Origin of the sequence: Rivularia sp. PCC 7116 (assembly GCF_000316665.1) — a bacterium.
Lineage (GTDB): Bacteria > Cyanobacteriota > Cyanobacteriia > Cyanobacteriales > Nostocaceae > Rivularia.
Genome location: NC_019678.1, coordinates 6,307,310 through 6,322,351 on the forward strand (window position 1 = coordinate 6,307,310; position 15,042 = coordinate 6,322,351).

Annotated in this window: 16 protein-coding genes; 9 read left to right on the forward strand and 7 right to left on the reverse strand. The window is 37.9% G+C overall.

The annotated features are described in order from the left end of the window. Positions 1-1,115: 1,115 nt before the first annotated feature. Together cas12k (RIV7116_RS37125) and cas12k (RIV7116_RS37130) are read right to left on the reverse strand one after the other, a co-directional pair. Positions 1,116-1,754, reverse strand: coding sequence for a type V CRISPR-associated protein Cas12k (gene cas12k, locus RIV7116_RS37125; RefSeq protein ID WP_371261664.1), 639 nt, complete (start codon positions 1,752-1,754; stop codon positions 1,116-1,118). After that, a complete protein-coding gene (cas12k, locus tag RIV7116_RS37130) occupies positions 1,682-2,083 on the reverse strand; it encodes a type V CRISPR-associated protein Cas12k (RefSeq protein WP_044291168.1) in 402 nt (133 codons plus the stop codon). Before cas12k (RIV7116_RS37130) ends, cas12k (RIV7116_RS37125) begins: the two co-directional genes overlap by 73 nt. A 93-nt stretch (positions 2,084-2,176) precedes the next feature. Between cas12k (RIV7116_RS37130) and RIV7116_RS24390 the strand changes: the two genes are divergently transcribed. The 8 genes from RIV7116_RS24390 (at position 2,177) to RIV7116_RS24425 (ending at position 11,054) form a co-directional block, all read left to right on the forward strand. Beyond that, positions 2,177-2,623, forward strand: a complete 447-nt coding sequence (locus RIV7116_RS24390; protein WP_015120993.1) for a MerR family transcriptional regulator — start codon at positions 2,177-2,179, stop codon at positions 2,621-2,623. Positions 2,624-2,672: 49 nt separating this feature from the next. Beyond that, positions 2,673-4,337, forward strand: coding sequence for a type I restriction-modification system subunit M (locus RIV7116_RS24395; protein ID WP_015120994.1), 1,665 nt, complete (start codon positions 2,673-2,675; stop codon positions 4,335-4,337). Between the two features lie 2 nt (positions 4,338-4,339). Continuing rightward, positions 4,340-5,629 (forward strand): restriction endonuclease subunit S, encoded by a 1,290-nt coding sequence (locus RIV7116_RS24400; RefSeq protein ID WP_015120995.1) that lies wholly within the window; start codon positions 4,340-4,342, stop codon positions 5,627-5,629. Beyond that, positions 5,626-8,763, forward strand: a complete 3,138-nt coding sequence (locus tag RIV7116_RS24405; protein WP_015120996.1) for a type I restriction endonuclease subunit R — start codon at positions 5,626-5,628, stop codon at positions 8,761-8,763. Before RIV7116_RS24400 ends, RIV7116_RS24405 begins: the two co-directional genes overlap by 4 nt. Further along, positions 8,760-9,101, forward strand: coding sequence for a M48 family metallopeptidase (locus RIV7116_RS24410; RefSeq protein WP_015120997.1), 342 nt, complete (start codon positions 8,760-8,762; stop codon positions 9,099-9,101). Before RIV7116_RS24405 ends, RIV7116_RS24410 begins: the two co-directional genes overlap by 4 nt. A gap of 165 nt (positions 9,102-9,266) precedes the next feature. Continuing rightward, positions 9,267-10,052, forward strand: coding sequence for a TIGR04255 family protein (locus tag RIV7116_RS24415; RefSeq protein ID WP_015120998.1), 786 nt, complete (start codon positions 9,267-9,269; stop codon positions 10,050-10,052). Between the two features lie 4 nt (positions 10,053-10,056). Beyond that, a complete protein-coding gene (locus RIV7116_RS24420; protein ID WP_015120999.1) occupies positions 10,057-10,452 on the forward strand; it encodes a hypothetical protein in 396 nt (131 codons plus the stop codon). Between the two features lie 8 nt (positions 10,453-10,460). Then, the gene (locus RIV7116_RS24425; RefSeq protein WP_015121000.1) at positions 10,461-11,054 is read left to right on the forward strand and encodes a hypothetical protein; all 594 of its coding nucleotides are present in this window, start codon (positions 10,461-10,463) and stop codon (positions 11,052-11,054) included. A 62-nt stretch (positions 11,055-11,116) separates the two neighbouring features. Here RIV7116_RS24425 and RIV7116_RS24430 read toward each other — a convergent pair whose 3' ends face one another. From RIV7116_RS24430 to RIV7116_RS24440, 3 genes are all read right to left on the reverse strand, one after another. Then, positions 11,117-12,286: a hypothetical protein gene (locus RIV7116_RS24430; RefSeq protein WP_015121001.1), complete on the reverse strand. Its 1,170-nt coding sequence runs from the start codon at positions 12,284-12,286 to the stop codon at positions 11,117-11,119. 109 nt (positions 12,287-12,395) lie between these two features. After that, on the reverse strand, positions 12,396-12,713 hold the full coding sequence (locus RIV7116_RS24435; protein ID WP_015121002.1) for a hypothetical protein: 318 nt from the start codon (positions 12,711-12,713) through the stop codon (positions 12,396-12,398). An 11-nt stretch (positions 12,714-12,724) separates the two neighbouring features. After that, positions 12,725-13,288 carry a hypothetical protein gene (locus RIV7116_RS24440; RefSeq protein ID WP_015121003.1) on the reverse strand — a complete coding sequence of 188 codons (564 nt, stop codon included), beginning with the start codon at positions 13,286-13,288 and terminating at the stop codon, positions 12,725-12,727. Between the two features lie 180 nt (positions 13,289-13,468). Between RIV7116_RS24440 and RIV7116_RS36020 the strand changes: the two genes are divergently transcribed. Continuing rightward, a complete protein-coding gene (locus tag RIV7116_RS36020) occupies positions 13,469-13,645 on the forward strand; it encodes a hypothetical protein (protein ID WP_157229325.1) in 177 nt (58 codons plus the stop codon). A gap of 41 nt (positions 13,646-13,686) precedes the next feature. Here the strand turns inward: RIV7116_RS36020 and RIV7116_RS24445 are convergent, their stop codons facing one another. Beyond that, complete coding sequence (locus RIV7116_RS24445) at positions 13,687-14,205, reverse strand: TniQ family protein (protein ID WP_015121005.1); 519 nt, start codon at positions 14,203-14,205, stop codon at positions 13,687-13,689. Continuing rightward, positions 14,205-15,041 carry a TniB family NTP-binding protein gene (locus RIV7116_RS24450; protein ID WP_015121006.1) on the reverse strand — a complete coding sequence of 279 codons (837 nt, stop codon included), beginning with the start codon at positions 15,039-15,041 and terminating at the stop codon, positions 14,205-14,207. The genes RIV7116_RS24445 and RIV7116_RS24450 overlap by 1 nt, the downstream gene beginning before the upstream one ends. Between the last annotated feature and the right edge of the window lies 1 nt (position 15,042).

The window sequence follows — 15,042 nt, forward strand, 5'->3', positions numbered from 1 at the left end:
ACCAATATCAATCAGTAATATCGTTTAGTCCAAATTTAGTCCAAACACCGAAGTATGAATCTTACAAGCCTTTTGCAGCAAGGGTTTGAGGGAGCGGGCAATCGGTCTGCAAAACCTCCATCCGCCGGTTCAAATCCGGCTGTCGCCTTTGTGTACATTCACAAATTATTTGTCACTGTTAACAGATTAGTGTCACTTTTAACGAATTGATGTCACTTTTAACAAATTGTGTGTCACGTTCAATTATGGACACATCTTTAATAATAATGGCAGACCTCTGCCTTACCTTTCAACCCACCTTAAATTTAGTAAAGCTTGAGTATTTACTTCAAGCTTGATTTTTAATAATTTATCAAGGCTCTTATCTCAAGCCTACTTGGAGTCGTGGTGTTTGTAGATTTTTTCAACCTACTTAAAACTTGAAGAAGTGTTAAAACGATGAATTCTCCAACCAAAGCCACTGGTAATAGGTGCTTTCAACCCGCTCAAAATTTGAAGAAGTGTTGAAACAGCGAGCTACAGTTCGTAAATGGGGAAGCGACCTCTTTTCAACCCGCCTAAAGCTTGAATGAGCCTTGAAACGGAGTGACTCCGCCTTAAACAATTACTTAAGGATTCTTTTCAACCCGCCCAAAGCTTAAAGAGGCGTTGAAACTTAGCGCCTCCAATCCCTTATTTAATAAAGCTTCCAAAAGCATTTTTGGCAGTTCTACCAACATTTCCTGTCACTTAACACTTTAAAAAAGTTAATTAATTGACACTAAGGAAGGCTAGACTGTTAATATACAAGGATTTGAACGTTTTGGCATGAACCCCAGAGAAATAACTCCGGCTTCGATTTGCCAAAAATAAAAATTAAGGTGGGTTCCTCCTTGCTCGGAGGTGATTAGGTAGCAACCACTGCGGAAAACCCGCACCTCTATTACTGGGGGCGCACCTTATGTCCTATCTACAAGAGATAGCAGCTTCAAGGTGGGCAGCTACCAGGGTCAGAAAGCAAGACTGTGTGACCACAGTCAAACTAACCCATATTTATCATTGTTCAGAGACGTTTAAAACGCATGAACAACGGCGCTGTTATATTCTATTTTCAAGGTTCGGGAGAATATTTTGTATTAAGATTTGTTACGATATTTGTAAGCAGCCGAAGCTATTTCTTTGGCTTTATCTTGCGGGCTTCCCTTGACAGATTGTTTTGTTTCCTCTATGACAATTCCAGCTTGAGCAGCTTGGCTATTAATATTCTCAATTAATCTGCCATAACTCCACTGATTAACGCTGCGGCGATATTGTTTAGCGTATTTTTTCTGAGCTTCGATAGATTCTGGGCATTTTTCTTCAGCTTTTGCTTGAATTTCGCTATTTATTTGTTCGCGCATACCTTCTAATTTGGGAAGCACGATACTACCAGCAGAATATTTTTGTGCGATCGCCACTATTTCCTTTGCCAATAATCTATCGATATACTCTCCTAGTTCAGAATCTCCATATTGATTTGGTGCAGCTTGGCTTTGAGCTACTTTACGTTTGTGAGATAAAGCTTTCTTTTGCTGTCGCTGTCGATTCAGTAATCTGTAATTATTGCCCAGCAGTTGTTTGATGCTGCGGTAGGTGAAAACTTTACCCGAAATCATATCTACAACTGCGACAGTTGCAGGCTTTTCTAAACCAAGACTGACACCTAATAGAATATGAGATTGTCCTTTGTATAAAGGTTTGCTTGGGCGTGGATAAGGATTGTTGATTCTAGCCAGCGTGTTTTTCCTTCAAGTTGCAACTGCAAGCGCTTTTGAAGCTTTAACCAAGATTTGTAAGTGTAGCTCACCGTATTGATTGCGCTTGTGTAAAACCTTACAGATTGTCCAACAAAACGCGAGTCAGTTTTTAAAGGTTCGCACAGTTCCTTAATAGTTCCTGCTGGGACTTTGCCTTTGTGTTTCCAGGCTTCAAAGTCAGGGTGTTGACATACTAAAATCAACAACTCGTTTATGAGTGGTGTATTTAGCTCTGCCATTAGTTTCCATAATTCTTTACGGGTTGACACTCTGGCATTTAAACGGCATTGAATGGTAATTTGGCTCATAGGACAGCCAATAGAAGGGCTATGCTCCATAATAACGTAGTTGTGTAATAAAGCCCTAATTCTTCAATTAAATGTTTGTGTACAATCTGAAATATGGAAGACTCATTTTTCACCAGTAAAAAAGCCGCTGAAATTACAGGTTCTACTCTTCGTCAATTGCAGTATTGGCGAGAGAAGGAGGTAGTTGTACCTACTATTAACAGTTCGGGTACGGGACGTAGCGTTTACTACTCTGTTCAAGATTTACTGAAGTTGGCGGTAATACAATACTGTTTGAAAGCGGGTTTAAATTTTGATTTGGCAGCTACAACTATTAAACAAGCTGAAAGCGATAAATTACTTACACCCACCAAATATGAGTTTGATATTAAACAAAATTTGAATATGCGTTATATGTTTAGTTTGTCTGAGGAGACAGGTAAACTAGAACTTGGGGAGTACGATGTGAAGAAGGCTCAATCATCAGTAGAAACTGGTAAGCCTGTAATTCCCGTGTGTTTGGATGATATTTATCAACAATTAGCTGAAAAAATAGATTAATATTATACTTTTCCTGGAAGAATAGTAAAGACGTATTGGAGCGAATCAAGTGCCGCGTGAAAACAGGAAAGGTAGAAAGAGCAGTAAGAAGTCTACAGTTGACAATAATGGTTCTGGGCAATTGTCTCTACAGCTAGAAAATAAAGCTGAGGAGCGTTTGGACATTCCCGCAATGGAAACTTGGCTGTGGGAGGCTGCTTGTAAGATACGCGGTTGTACAGATGCGCCAAAATTCAAGGATTTTATTCTACCTCTCATTTTCTACAAACGTCTTTCTGATGTTTTTGATGATGAGTTTGTTGCTTGTGAGGAGAAATTTGGCGGTACGGATTTAGCTCGTGCTTTTATTGAAGCAGATCATCGAGATGCGTTAAAAAATAATCGTCAGCCCATTGTTCGTTACTATATTCCTCAAGATTACTGTTGGGACAAGATTCGCTTTCATCCTAAAGATGGGTTGGGTGAGTTTGTGACAACGGCTATGCGGGAAGTGGAAAAGTTGAATCCTGGCTTATCGGAAACACTAAAGCTAAAGGATTATAACGAAAAGCAGCAAAATGAGCGTATTTTGGATGATGACCGTTTATCAAGTTTAATTGAAGTAATTAGTCGGCATCGGTTGGGATTAAAAAATACTAATGCGGATGTTTTAGGGGAAGCCTACGAGTATCTTTTACGTAAATTTGCGGAAGGACAGGGACAAAGTGCGGGAGAATTTTTGACACCTTCTGAGGTGGGTTGGTTGATTGGTGAAATTATTGCTCCAGAACCTTATACGAAGATTTATGACCCTACTTGTGGTTCTGCAAGGTTGTTAATTAAGCCACGTTTGGTATTTAATCGCCAACATCCAGGAGAGGAAAGTAAAGCACCTCGGCTGTACGGACAGGAATTGAACCACACAACTTTTTCTATTGCCAAAATGAATATGTTTTTGCAGGATTTTACCGATTCGCAGATTGAAATTGGCGATACCTTCCGACAACCTAAATTTACAGTTGATAAAAAACTGATGCGCTTTGATTATGTAGTTGCTAACCCGATGTGGAATGATAACAACTACGATGCAGATGCTTATGAAGCTGATTCTTTTGAACGCTTCAAGGATGGAATTGCTCATAAGAATACAGCAGATTGGGGTTGGGTACAAATTATTTGGGCATCTTTGAAAGATAACGGACGGGCTGCGGTGGTTTTGGATACTGGAGCGGTGTCTCGCGGTTCGGGAAGTAAGAATAAGGATAAGGAAAGAGATATTCGTAAAGAGTTTGTGGAAAAGGACAGAGTTGAAGGTGTGATATTGCTTCCTGAAAACTTGTTTTATAACACCACAGCACCGGGAGTAATTATATTATTAAATCGGCAGAAGCCATTAGAAAGAAAAGGTGAGTTTTTGCTGATTAATGCTGCTGATTATTTTATCAAAGGCGACCCCAAGAATATTTTGACAAAGGAAGGAATTAAGAAGGTTGTTGAAGTTTATCAGAAGTGGGAGACGCGGGAGAAGTTTAGTAAGATTGTTAAGTTAGAAGAGTTAAATGTTGCGGATTATAATTTGAGTCCGTCACAGTTTGTAGATATTAATGATAAATTTGTTCATCGTTCGATTGGGGATATTTTGGCAGATTTAGCGGTAGCGAAGCAAGAGCGGGAATGGGCTGATAAGGATTTAAATGAGGTGTTGGCGAAGTTGAATTTAGATATGAGGGGGTAAGGATGAATGAGATAGAATTACCTTCTTATTGGAAAATTATAAATTTAGAAAAAATCTGCAAAAAAAAGCCTCAAAATGGAGCTTTTATCAAAAAACCTGAATGGGATGAAGGCACAATTTTTGTTAATGTTAAAGATACATATAGAGATGTAGTTGTTAACCTAACAAAAGTAAAACGTTTAAAAGCTTCACTTGAAGATGTCAAAAAATACGGTCTTAAAGTAGGTGATTTGTTATTTGTCCGCTCTTCGCTAAAGCGTGAAGGTATTGGTCAATGTTGCCTTATAGAGACATTAATTGAACCTGCAATATTTGATTGCCATTTAATTAGAATATCTACAATCAAAGAAATTGCATATCCTCTTTACATAGCATATTTTTTTCTGTCTGAGCCAGCTAGAAATGACTTAATTGCAAGGTCTAAAACTACTACAATGACTACTATTAACCAACAAGGTTTGATAGAGTCTACCATTCCTCTCCCCCCACTCCCCGAACAAAAATCAATAGCCCAAACCCTGCGAACCATCCAGAAAGCCAAACAAACCCGTCAGCGAGAGTTAGAACTCGAACGGGAACGCAAAGCTGCACTGATGCAGTATCTTTTTACTCATGGGACTCGTAATGAAGCGCTTCAGCAGACGGAAATTGGTGAGATTCCTGAGAGTTGGGATGTTGTGAAGTTGGAAAGTTTGCTACGAGAACCTTTAAAAAACGGTCATTCAGCACCAGCAAGTAATTCTAAAGAAGGTATTAGGACTCTTATTTTAACAGCGGTAACTAAAAATAATTTTTCTATTAAAAATACAAAATTAACTCAAGCTAATGCTGATAAAGTTAAAAATCTGTGGCTAGAACCTGGCGATATTTTTATTGAAAGAGCAAATACTTATGAAATGGTAGGGTTAGCTGCTTTGTATGAGGGTGAAACAAACTTTGCTATTTATCCTGATTTAATGGTTCGCGTTCGAGTCAAACAAGAAACAATTTTTCCTAAGTATTTGGTTGAGTTTTTTCTGACTCCAATGTGCAGAGCTTATTTTAAGAAAAATGCTTCTGGAACAGCAGCTAGTATGCCAAAAATAGATCAAGGTGTAATACGAAGAGTTAATATTCTACTACCTTCTTATGAAGAGCAGAAGGAAATTGTTGAGATATCAAGAAGTTGCGATCGCAAAATTTCCTCCTTAGAAAAAGAAATCGCGATTCTCGACGAACTTTTCCACGCCATGTTAGAACAACTGATGACAGGTAAAATATCTACCAAACACTTAAGCGAGATACACTTATGAGTGAAGCCTCCGCCGTTCAAAGACCAATGCTAAAATATGCCAATCAAATTGGCTGGGACTATTTATCTACAAAGGAAGCATTACAACGGCGAGAAGGAAAGGGAGAGGATAAACTCAAAGAGCGCTACTTAACCGATATTCTCCGCACTCAACTAATTAAACTCAACCCCGGTGTTGTCACTTCTAACAACGTTGATGAAATTCTTCGTCGTCTGCGTAACCTTGATAGTACCATTGCAGGCAACCGCGAAGCTTTAAACTGGTTGCAGGGTAAAGAATCTATCTTTGTAGAAACAGAAAACCGCGATAGAAACGTTACTCTTATAGACTTTAACAACCCCGAAAATAACATCTTCCAAGTTACTGATGAATGGACGCAAAAAGGTGTAATAGTTAAGAACCGGGCTGATGTAATTTTTCTGATCAACGGTATTCCCGTCGCTATAGCAGAAGCCAAGGGAGAAAGGAAAACTGATGGTTTAGCATTGGGAATCAACCAAATTCGTCGCTACCACAACGAAACTCCGGAGATACTTACTTTTCCTCAACTCTTTGAAGTCACCGAACTGTGGAATTTTTGGTATGGCTTAACCTGGAATACTAACCGTAAGAATTTATTTGAGTGGAAATTGACCTCTCCCCTAACCCCTCCCCTACAAGGGAAGGGGAATAAAGTTATTCAAGAAGGGGATTACGAAGAGAAAATCAAAACCTTCTTTGATAAACAACGGTTTTTGAAAGTTCTCAGATATTATATTGTTTTCCTCGAACGAGATGAGGGTTTAACTAAAGTTGTTCTCCGTCAACATCAAACCCGTGCTGTTGAGAAAGTCATAGAACGGATTCAAGACAATACCAAGAAAAAGGGACTTGTTTGGCATACCCAAGGTAGCGGTAAAACCCTGACGATGATTACAGTTGCTGCTCTACTCCGCAATATTAGCGGTGATAACACTGTAATTATGATAGTTGACCGCAACGAGCTAGAAAATCAACTTGATAAAAATCTTATAGCTTACGGTATTAAAAGCTATGAGTTAGCAGAAAATAAAGTCGAATTACAGCAACTTATCCGTGATGATTATCGTGGCTTAATTGTGGCGATGATTCACAAGTTTGACAAAATGGATGTTGTAAACCAGCGTTCTACAATTTCCGTTTTAGTAGATGAAGCGCACCGTACAACTGGGGGTAATTTCGGAATTTACTTAATGGCTGCGCTTCCCAATGCAACTTTTATCGGTTTCACGGGTACACCAGTTAGTAAAGTAGCGAAAGGGAAAAAAAGCACATTCGACACATTCGGCGAACCTAGTGACGACAAAAAGACTTTAGACCTTTATTCTACCGCCGACTCGGTAAGAGATGGTACGACTTTACAACTCAATTATGCTCTTGCTGCATCGGAGTTTCTGGTTCCCAAAGAAATTTTAGAACAAGAATTTTTACAATTACAAAACACCGAAGACGTTAGCGATATTGAGGAACTTGACGGTATACTTCAACGGGCTGTTAATTTAAGAAACTTCCTCAAAAGCGATGACAGAGTTGATAAAGTTGCTCAATTCGTCGCCAAACATTTCCGCGAAACTGTTGAACCAATGGGTTTCAAAGCCTTTTTGGTAGGTGTAGACCGCGAAGCCTGTAAACTTTATAAACAAGCCCTTGACAAATATCTCCCTGCTGAATATTCAAAAGTTGTTTATTCCCGTACCACTGAGGAAGGATTGCGAGAATATAATCTTACAGAAACAAAAGAGAAAGAAGTCCGCAAAGCTTTTATTAAAAAATCCGTTGTTTCCGCTCAAATTATTTTATCTAAAAAAGCTGTAGATTTTATTGAATCTCGTCCTCAAGATTTTACTTACGACTCCAACAGCAATTTAACTATTACAGGTAACTGTTCCCGTGAAGATGTTCAAACCCTAGAAAACTATTGCGATAACGAACCAGATGCAGTTAGTAAAATCCGTCAACTTTACGAAGACTACAGCAAAGGATTACCCAAAATCCTCATCGTCACCGAGAAACTGCTAACGGGTTTTGATGCACCGATACTTTACTGTATGTATCTCGACAAACCAATGCGCGACCATGTTTTATTACAAGGAATAGCGCGTGTTAACCGTCCCTACGCAGATGCATCCGGCTTAGTTAAACCCTACGGTTTTGTTCTCGATTTTATCGGCATTTTTGGGGAAAATCTAGAGAAAGCTTTATCATTTGAATCTGGAGAAATTAACCACGTCATCCAGAATCTTGATGTTGTGAAACAAGAACTAAATAGTTTAATGGAAGACACTGCACCTGTGTATTTACCATTAGCTAGAGGATGGGACGATAAAGCCAAAGAAAAAGCTGCGGTACATTTTGCTGATAAAGAAATACGAGAAGAATTCTTTAGATTTGCCCGAAAATTGCAGACTATTTACGAAATTCTCTCACCCGACCCAGATTTAGGTGGGGAATTCATGAAAAAATACAAAGCCATTGTTAGACTTTACGCCACAATACGCGCAGCTTATAATACCAATCCTTACATAGATTTAGAACTCGTCGCCAAAACCAAAGAACTAGTACGTCGTAACGTTAAAATTGGCGAGTTAGAAATGCCGGGAACGATTCACCAACTTAACGCCGAACAATTAGAAAAATTCCGTCAAACTGACACAACCGATAACGTTAAAATTCTAAACTTAAGTAAGGCAATTTCCAAAGACGTAATTGAGGGAAGTGCGCGATCGCCATTTTTGATTTCCATTGGTGAACGAGCCGAGAAAGTCCGTCAAGCCTTTGAAAACCGCCAAATAGAAGCTTCTGAAGCTTTAACTCAACTAAATGAAATAGCCGACGAACGTGTTGAAGCAGAGCAAGAGCGTCAGCAGCTAGATGTTGATGAAAATACCTTCGCCATCTACACTGTCATTAAGCAAGCAGTAGATAACCAAAATGTCGAGCAAGCTAAAACCATTAACGCAGTTTACAGCAACTTCCCCGATTACTGGTGGGATGCTCGTCAAGAAATCGACTTAAGAACAGAACTCTACGCTACTCTTTACCCCTTAACAAACGAAGTTGAGAAAACAATTGAAGTTAGTAATAACTTACTAAAACTAGAACGGGTTGAATCATGAGCGCTACTCCCTTACAGTCCAAAATCCAAGATTCAGCAAAGTGGAAAGACAGCCAAGAACTCAAAGATGCTGTAAGTAAGTGGGAAGAACGAATTAACGTCAAAGTTAAGAAAATTAGCTTACGTGGGATGAAGCGAAAATGGGCATCTATTTCTACCACGGGAAATTTAACGCTGAATACAGAATTATTGGAACTACCTAAAGAACTAGGTGAGTTTGTTATCGTTCATGAATTAGTACATTTGCTCGTACCCAATCATGGAAAGGTGTTTAAGTGCTTTATGTCCATTTATTTGCCGGATTGGGAGGAGAGGGAGAAGCGATTGCAAGAAAAATAAGACTTCTGGAATAAGCTTTTTGTGTCAGTATAAATTTTAATCCCTTTGAATAATAAGATTGCTGACCGTAAATCTTAAGTGTGGGAAGCGTCACTGACTAATAGTCGGAATTAAGCTAATCTATAAGATGAAAAGCTATCTCACTGGTCATGGCATTTTTTTAAGATGAAGCTCCCAGATTATGAAAGAGTCATATATGAGTACAATCCTCTAATTGAGGTGACTGCTCAAATCAGGTTTCCAACTATTTTGAAAATTACAAGCCAGCAACCTGTAGATTTTCAAGATAGTGTTAGGTTTGAATATCCTATTTTTGAAGCTTCTAGAAACCTGCAAATACCAGTTGAAGTGTCAAACCTCTTGACTCAATTTAGCCCAAATATTGCTAGTGATTTGACATATCAATTTAAGTCGGAAGATTTAAGTTGGCAGCTTTCTCTAGATAAAAACTCTATTACACTTGTTACTAATAAATATGAAAGATATGAAAAATTTATTGAAAAATTTAAAAATACTGTAGAAATATTTGAGAAGATATATAATCCATCATTTTACTCAAGAATAAGCTTAAGATACCGTGATTTAATTATTAGGTCAAAACTAAATATTCCTGATAAAGAATGGATGGAATTAATACCTAAACATATTGCGTCTGAACTATATACTCCAGAGCTAGAAGAATCAATAATCAATTTTGTCAAAAATTTAAAGTTACAAACCGATTTTGGTCAAGTAAACTTTAATCATGGACTTGTCCAGGTTAAGGATACAGAAAAAAATATTGATGAATTAGCTTATTTATTAGATGCTGATTTTTTCACACAAGAAAAGTTAGAAAGAGGTAAGAATGTTTGGAGTACGTTTGATAAAGCAAATCGTACAGCCAGAAATCTCTTTCGTTGGAGTATAACAGAAGAATTACACAATGCAATGCGACCCCAAACTATATAGCTCTATGCAAACAATAACTGGTAGTGCTACAACCAATAATTTAATTTGGCAAAGATATAAACTAATATCAAATCCTGCCCAAACACTTGATTGGCAATCTTTGTCATCGGGTACAACAAATTTAGAAGTTAATATATCTATAGATTCGCCTTTTAAAGCTGAATCGTCAGAGCAGTTCGTTTTGCTAGTCAAATGTTTAAAATTTATTAGTTTACTGTTTGCGACTTCCCCAATAGAAGGTTTAGAAGAAGCATCAGAAGCGCTTGAAAGTATGGTGGAATACTATAAAAATAATACGTCTGATTGGCAACAAAGTAGCTTACCACAAAGTTTAGAAATAATTACAGGCAACGTATTACCTAGTGAAGTCAGACCACCTTTAATTCTTGATTTTGAATAGCTTTTATTATGCCTAAAAGTTTAATTTATAGAGCCTCTTTCTTCTCAGAGGCTCTTAGACAGGGGGAAATTTTAACAGGAGTAAGACAGTTTAAACCCGTTCCAAACGAATCATTACCACAAATAGAAAAAATACAGTTTAAACCTATAATTCATCCCTATGCAATTATTGTTAGTCAAGATTGCGATTTAGACTGGGACTATGCAGCTAGGCAAAATGATAATAAACCATTTAAATTATTAAATTCAATAATTTTTTGTGAAGTGTATACAGCGCAAGATATTCGCTCTAATAAAGAGAATAAAATCAACTCATCTGAATGGAATTTGGTAAAATCCAACCGTCATATGCAATACCATTTTCTAGAAAAAGTACCTTCAAATTGTGAATTAAGTCAGGAAGGATTGCCTGAATTAACAGCAGATTTTAAAAAAGCTTTTGCGATAGATGCGGGATTTATTTATCATCAAATCAATCATAATATTGCTAAACGGCGTACAATACTTGAATGCCCATATTTACAAGACTTTTCCCAGCGTTATCATGCCTATCAAGGACGTGTTGCACTTCCCGCACAACATGAAAGTGAAAAAGGAGGATAAAAGTAGAAATTAAGTAAGGAAAATTGACAATCTAGCTTAGAAAAATCTCCATATGTAAATGGTTACGCTTCAATTGATCCCCAAAAAAGTTTATTACTAAATCGCCATCCATACATATTATCAATATAAAATTGTTCTGTAGCACTCTCCCAGTCAGCATTCCATCTCTCTTCTACTTCTAAACGCTGTTCTTTAGCGATATCATACATTTCAAATCTTCTCCCCTCTAAATATACTTGTGCTTCTGAAACAATATTTTCTGGGCTTACTCTTGCTAATTCTGAGTAATTAACTTTTCCTAGAAGCTTTGTAATAGCCTTATTGATTGATTTGTAGTTGATATCAGAAGCAAACTCTAGCTTGAACTCATACATTAATGCTTCAACTTCTTGAAAAGCACAATTCATTAACAATTTTTCTATATTCTGCTGATTTATTAAGTTAATCATCCCTACATCAAGCATTTTAGCTACTCCTCTTTCAATAGCTATTTCGGCTAATCCTTGGATTACGGGTTCCGGCATCATACCAAGTTCTAATTTATATGTATCTCTTTCCTTGAAATCAACTTCAATAAATGTAGTAAATAATTTAGTCGGATTTATCTGTTGTATGTAAGTAAAAGAACCCCAAGTTTTAACATGGCTATCAGAAACCATTTCTCGTAAAGATTCAACTAAAAAGTTGACAAGTTCGTTTCTCTTTACACGAGAAAATAAGCCATCTTCACTATCAACAGTAGTAAATGCTTTGGATTCTAAATAAGCGTACAAACCATTGTTGGTACTATAAATAAAATCGGGAAAACGCCTAATAGGACGTACTAAAATAAAGGGTGAAATAATTGCTTGTCCAAATAATCCCGCTATTATCTCACCCAAAACTCCCACGCTAGAGGGGCTATTTGTTTTCGGTAGTTGAGAAGTAATATTTAATTTACGGTAAGTACCAGGATAGGGAAAGCGTCTGTAACCACTCTTCCATAAATTCCAAACTTCCAAGTCAGCAAGTGGATTCGCCACTGCTGCTTCTGGAAAAACTTCATTTGCACATAAGATTTGATGACGATGAAATTCTGCTTCCCCTCGCGATACTAATTGGCTTTGTCGGTTAAATTCTTCTAATAAAACAGCTTTTCTTTCTGCGTTATCAAAATATCCGCTGTTATAAGACTTTAATTCTTCTGTAATTAGGAATTTATAATGCTCAAACGAAACCTTTATTTTGTTCATGTTCAAAAAAACAGCCACTCTAATTGAGAGTGAGTGGCTTAGAAATATAAAAAAATACCAAATTGGTATTGCTTTTTAGGTTAATTCATGTTTTTTAACCGCTATTTCTTCATTTTGTTGTGTCAGATTGCTTATTTTTACTCAGACACAGCTTATCAAGAATTTTCGAGGGGATTTCTTCAAAAGACTCTAGTAAAAAGTCCATCAAAGCAAGATGTCGTAAATCCTGTGCAAGAGGACGACGATAAAAACGACCTCTACAAAACCAATATCTAACTGTAGATACCGAACGAGAGCAAATCTCAGCAATATTTTCTTGACTTACTTGCCACTTTCGATAAAACTCTTGGGGAGTCATTTCAAACTTACAGCTACAGTAGAGACGTATTAAATCTTTTTCTCGCTGAGTTAGAGAAGGTGTATTCATTTATTTGTCTCCTAAGTAAAAGCCTCTAAATCGTCTTCCCAAGCAATATCGGTAGGTGTCCAAGAAGCACTAGGACTATCATTGCTTATCCAAATTAGATAGCACCACGTCCACTCACACAGATGGGGAGCAAAAGCGTAAAATCTGCCAATAACAGTTCCCCATTCAGAATCCGAATTAACCCAACGTAATTTATCGCCATACAAGAAGCAGGGAATTTTAGCTTCATCAGGGAAGTTCTTTGGTAAATCCGGAGATTGATGTAGGAATTTTTGGTTGATGATGTTTGACTTTATTTGCAAATTCCCAAGACGTATAGCAAGAAGATACTTAGGGATTAGTTCGCTATTGATTTTCGACGTAAACTGAGCTATCAAAATAGCAGCTAAACTATCTACATCCTCTTGTTGTACGTGTGACGAAGCTTCAGAGTCACTGTTACTAAACGCAACACTAATCAAATTAGCTTCTAAGTCATTTCTAACTTTTGCGAGTAATTGTGTGATATTAAAGTCTTCTAAAGCTTGTTGATAGCCTCTGTACCAATCGGTTTTATGGCTAACTTGTTTTAGCATTGAAATATCTCCTTTAATCGGGGAGCGAAAAGTCAGCGTCAGCCGTAGGAAAGTTAGGCGCTGGCTTTTCTTTTTACAGAGAAGTCTTGACGCTTGTTAGAATAACACAATTTTTGTGTGCTTCTATGTGTTTATGTTTATTTGAAAGAAAAACACACACTTAAGCCTATGATTGATGTCATGGCTAAAGTAACTGTGACTCTTTACATGGAAGAAGAAGATAAGGAAGCTCTGCAAGAATTAGCTGATGTAGAGGAACGTTCCTTATCTCAAATGGCTGTGTTGATTTTAAAGCGTGCAATTAAGCAAGCTAGGACGGAAGGAAAAATTTCATCGGATGGAGGAAAGGAAAAATGAGGCGATAGGCACAGTTGCCATCGGATACGGTGTATCGTGTTCTATGAATTAAATACTGTAATTGACTTTTGGTATTTACTCATCTCCCCAAAAGTCGTAAAACACCTATGACACCAACCATCAACCCACAACGCTGGAACCTTAAATCTCGCTCCACATTCAGGACACTCAGACAGCAAGGTTGATTTGTGCTGATTACATCCCTGCGTCACTTTAAACTGCCATTTAATCTTGTGACGAGGAGACTCAGCATAACAAGCCCCACATAAACGAATTGGCTCAAGCTTCATCCCCACCCCAGCAGGTGGTAACATCATCACTAACCTATCAACATCAACCCCTACGACACTAGCTAATTTCCCCAACTGCTGATGAGAAGGAGATGGAATAAACCGAAATTTCTCCCAACGTGCGATCGCACCCCCAAGTCCGGTAGCTTTACCCAGTCCAGAAGGTGTTAAATCATTAGCCCGTCGAAATCTTCCTAAAAAATGGCTTAAGCTTTCTCCCTCTAATGGCTTTACTCGAAACAACCAAGGCTTAATATTTTCTGCTTGCATTACCGATATTCCTCAGTTACTTCCTTCAAAGTTTCCAAATCAATTTTTTGCAATCCCTTTTTTAAAGCGCGAATTGCTGACTCTCGCAGAATCATGTCCATCAAACCAATATAACCACCCGTTGCTTCCCCTAAAGTCTTCAGAATCTTCTTACTCGAAAGATTAGAAGCTACTGGTAACTTTAAAATTTGCTTCTCCCAAATTTCTACTGTCCGCTTAAAATCTTCCCCAGAGAATTTACCAAAGCGATGGCAAGACCGAAAGCGATTATAAACTTGCTCATCCCGCTTAATCACCGTGTCTAATCGGTCAGTCCCCACCAATATGACTGGAATTTCCAATTTATCAAAGATATCACGCACCTCTGCAAAGGTTTTCGGCTTAAGACGGTCAGCTTCATCAATAATTACCATCTCCACTGCACAACCTTTTAACACTCGAAAAGCCCTATCTCTAATCTCTGATACTGTTCCTTTAGTTACCTGATACTTCAAATGCTCAAGAATCATACTGAATAAATCTCTTGCACCACACTCTTGAGGAATTTGAATATATACAACAGGTACAGTTGGAGGCTTCCCGTGTTTCTGTGTGGGTTTATGCCTTAATCTGTAAGCATTGCAACCCATAGTTTTACCCGTTCTAGATTCACCTACAACCCTTCCAGATTGACGTGATTGCCGTTTCCCCTCTAACCAATCATGGAGCTTTTTTACTTGCTCAAGGGGAACAAAATTTTTACCTCGCAAACGCTGAATTTCTGCTTGCAAGTTTTCATTATTGGTAGGAATAGCACCTAACTGTTGAGCAACTGCCTGAGCTTGTATATCGGTCATC

Bases quoted from the DNA above. Each gene is read 5' to 3' on its own strand.
- cas12k (WP_044291168.1), bottom strand. From the start codon at position 2,083: ATGAGCCAAATTACCATTCAATGCCGTTTAAATGCCAGAGTGTCAACC.
- RIV7116_RS24430 (WP_015121001.1), bottom strand. From the start codon at position 12,286: ATGAACAAAATAAAGGTTTCGTTTGAGCATTATAAATTCCTAATTACA.
- RIV7116_RS24440 (WP_015121003.1), bottom strand. From the start codon at position 13,288: ATGCTAAAACAAGTTAGCCATAAAACCGATTGGTACAGAGGCTATCAA.
- RIV7116_RS24435 (WP_015121002.1), bottom strand. From the start codon at position 12,713: ATGAATACACCTTCTCTAACTCAGCGAGAAAAAGATTTAATACGTCTC.
- RIV7116_RS24410 (WP_015120997.1), top strand. From the start codon at position 8,760: ATGAGCGCTACTCCCTTACAGTCCAAAATCCAAGATTCAGCAAAGTGG.
- RIV7116_RS24390 (WP_015120993.1), top strand. From the start codon at position 2,177: ATGGAAGACTCATTTTTCACCAGTAAAAAAGCCGCTGAAATTACAGGT.
- RIV7116_RS36020 (WP_157229325.1), top strand. From the start codon at position 13,469: ATGGCTAAAGTAACTGTGACTCTTTACATGGAAGAAGAAGATAAGGAA.
- RIV7116_RS24405 (WP_015120996.1), top strand. From the start codon at position 5,626: ATGAGTGAAGCCTCCGCCGTTCAAAGACCAATGCTAAAATATGCCAAT.
- RIV7116_RS24450 (WP_015121006.1), bottom strand. From the start codon at position 15,041: ATGACCGATATACAAGCTCAGGCAGTTGCTCAACAGTTAGGTGCTATT.
- RIV7116_RS24415 (WP_015120998.1), top strand. From the start codon at position 9,267: ATGAAGCTCCCAGATTATGAAAGAGTCATATATGAGTACAATCCTCTA.
- RIV7116_RS24400 (WP_015120995.1), top strand. From the start codon at position 4,340: ATGAATGAGATAGAATTACCTTCTTATTGGAAAATTATAAATTTAGAA.
- RIV7116_RS24420 (WP_015120999.1), top strand. From the start codon at position 10,057: ATGCAAACAATAACTGGTAGTGCTACAACCAATAATTTAATTTGGCAA.
- RIV7116_RS24445 (WP_015121005.1), bottom strand. From the start codon at position 14,205: ATGCAAGCAGAAAATATTAAGCCTTGGTTGTTTCGAGTAAAGCCATTA.
- RIV7116_RS24425 (WP_015121000.1), top strand. From the start codon at position 10,461: ATGCCTAAAAGTTTAATTTATAGAGCCTCTTTCTTCTCAGAGGCTCTT.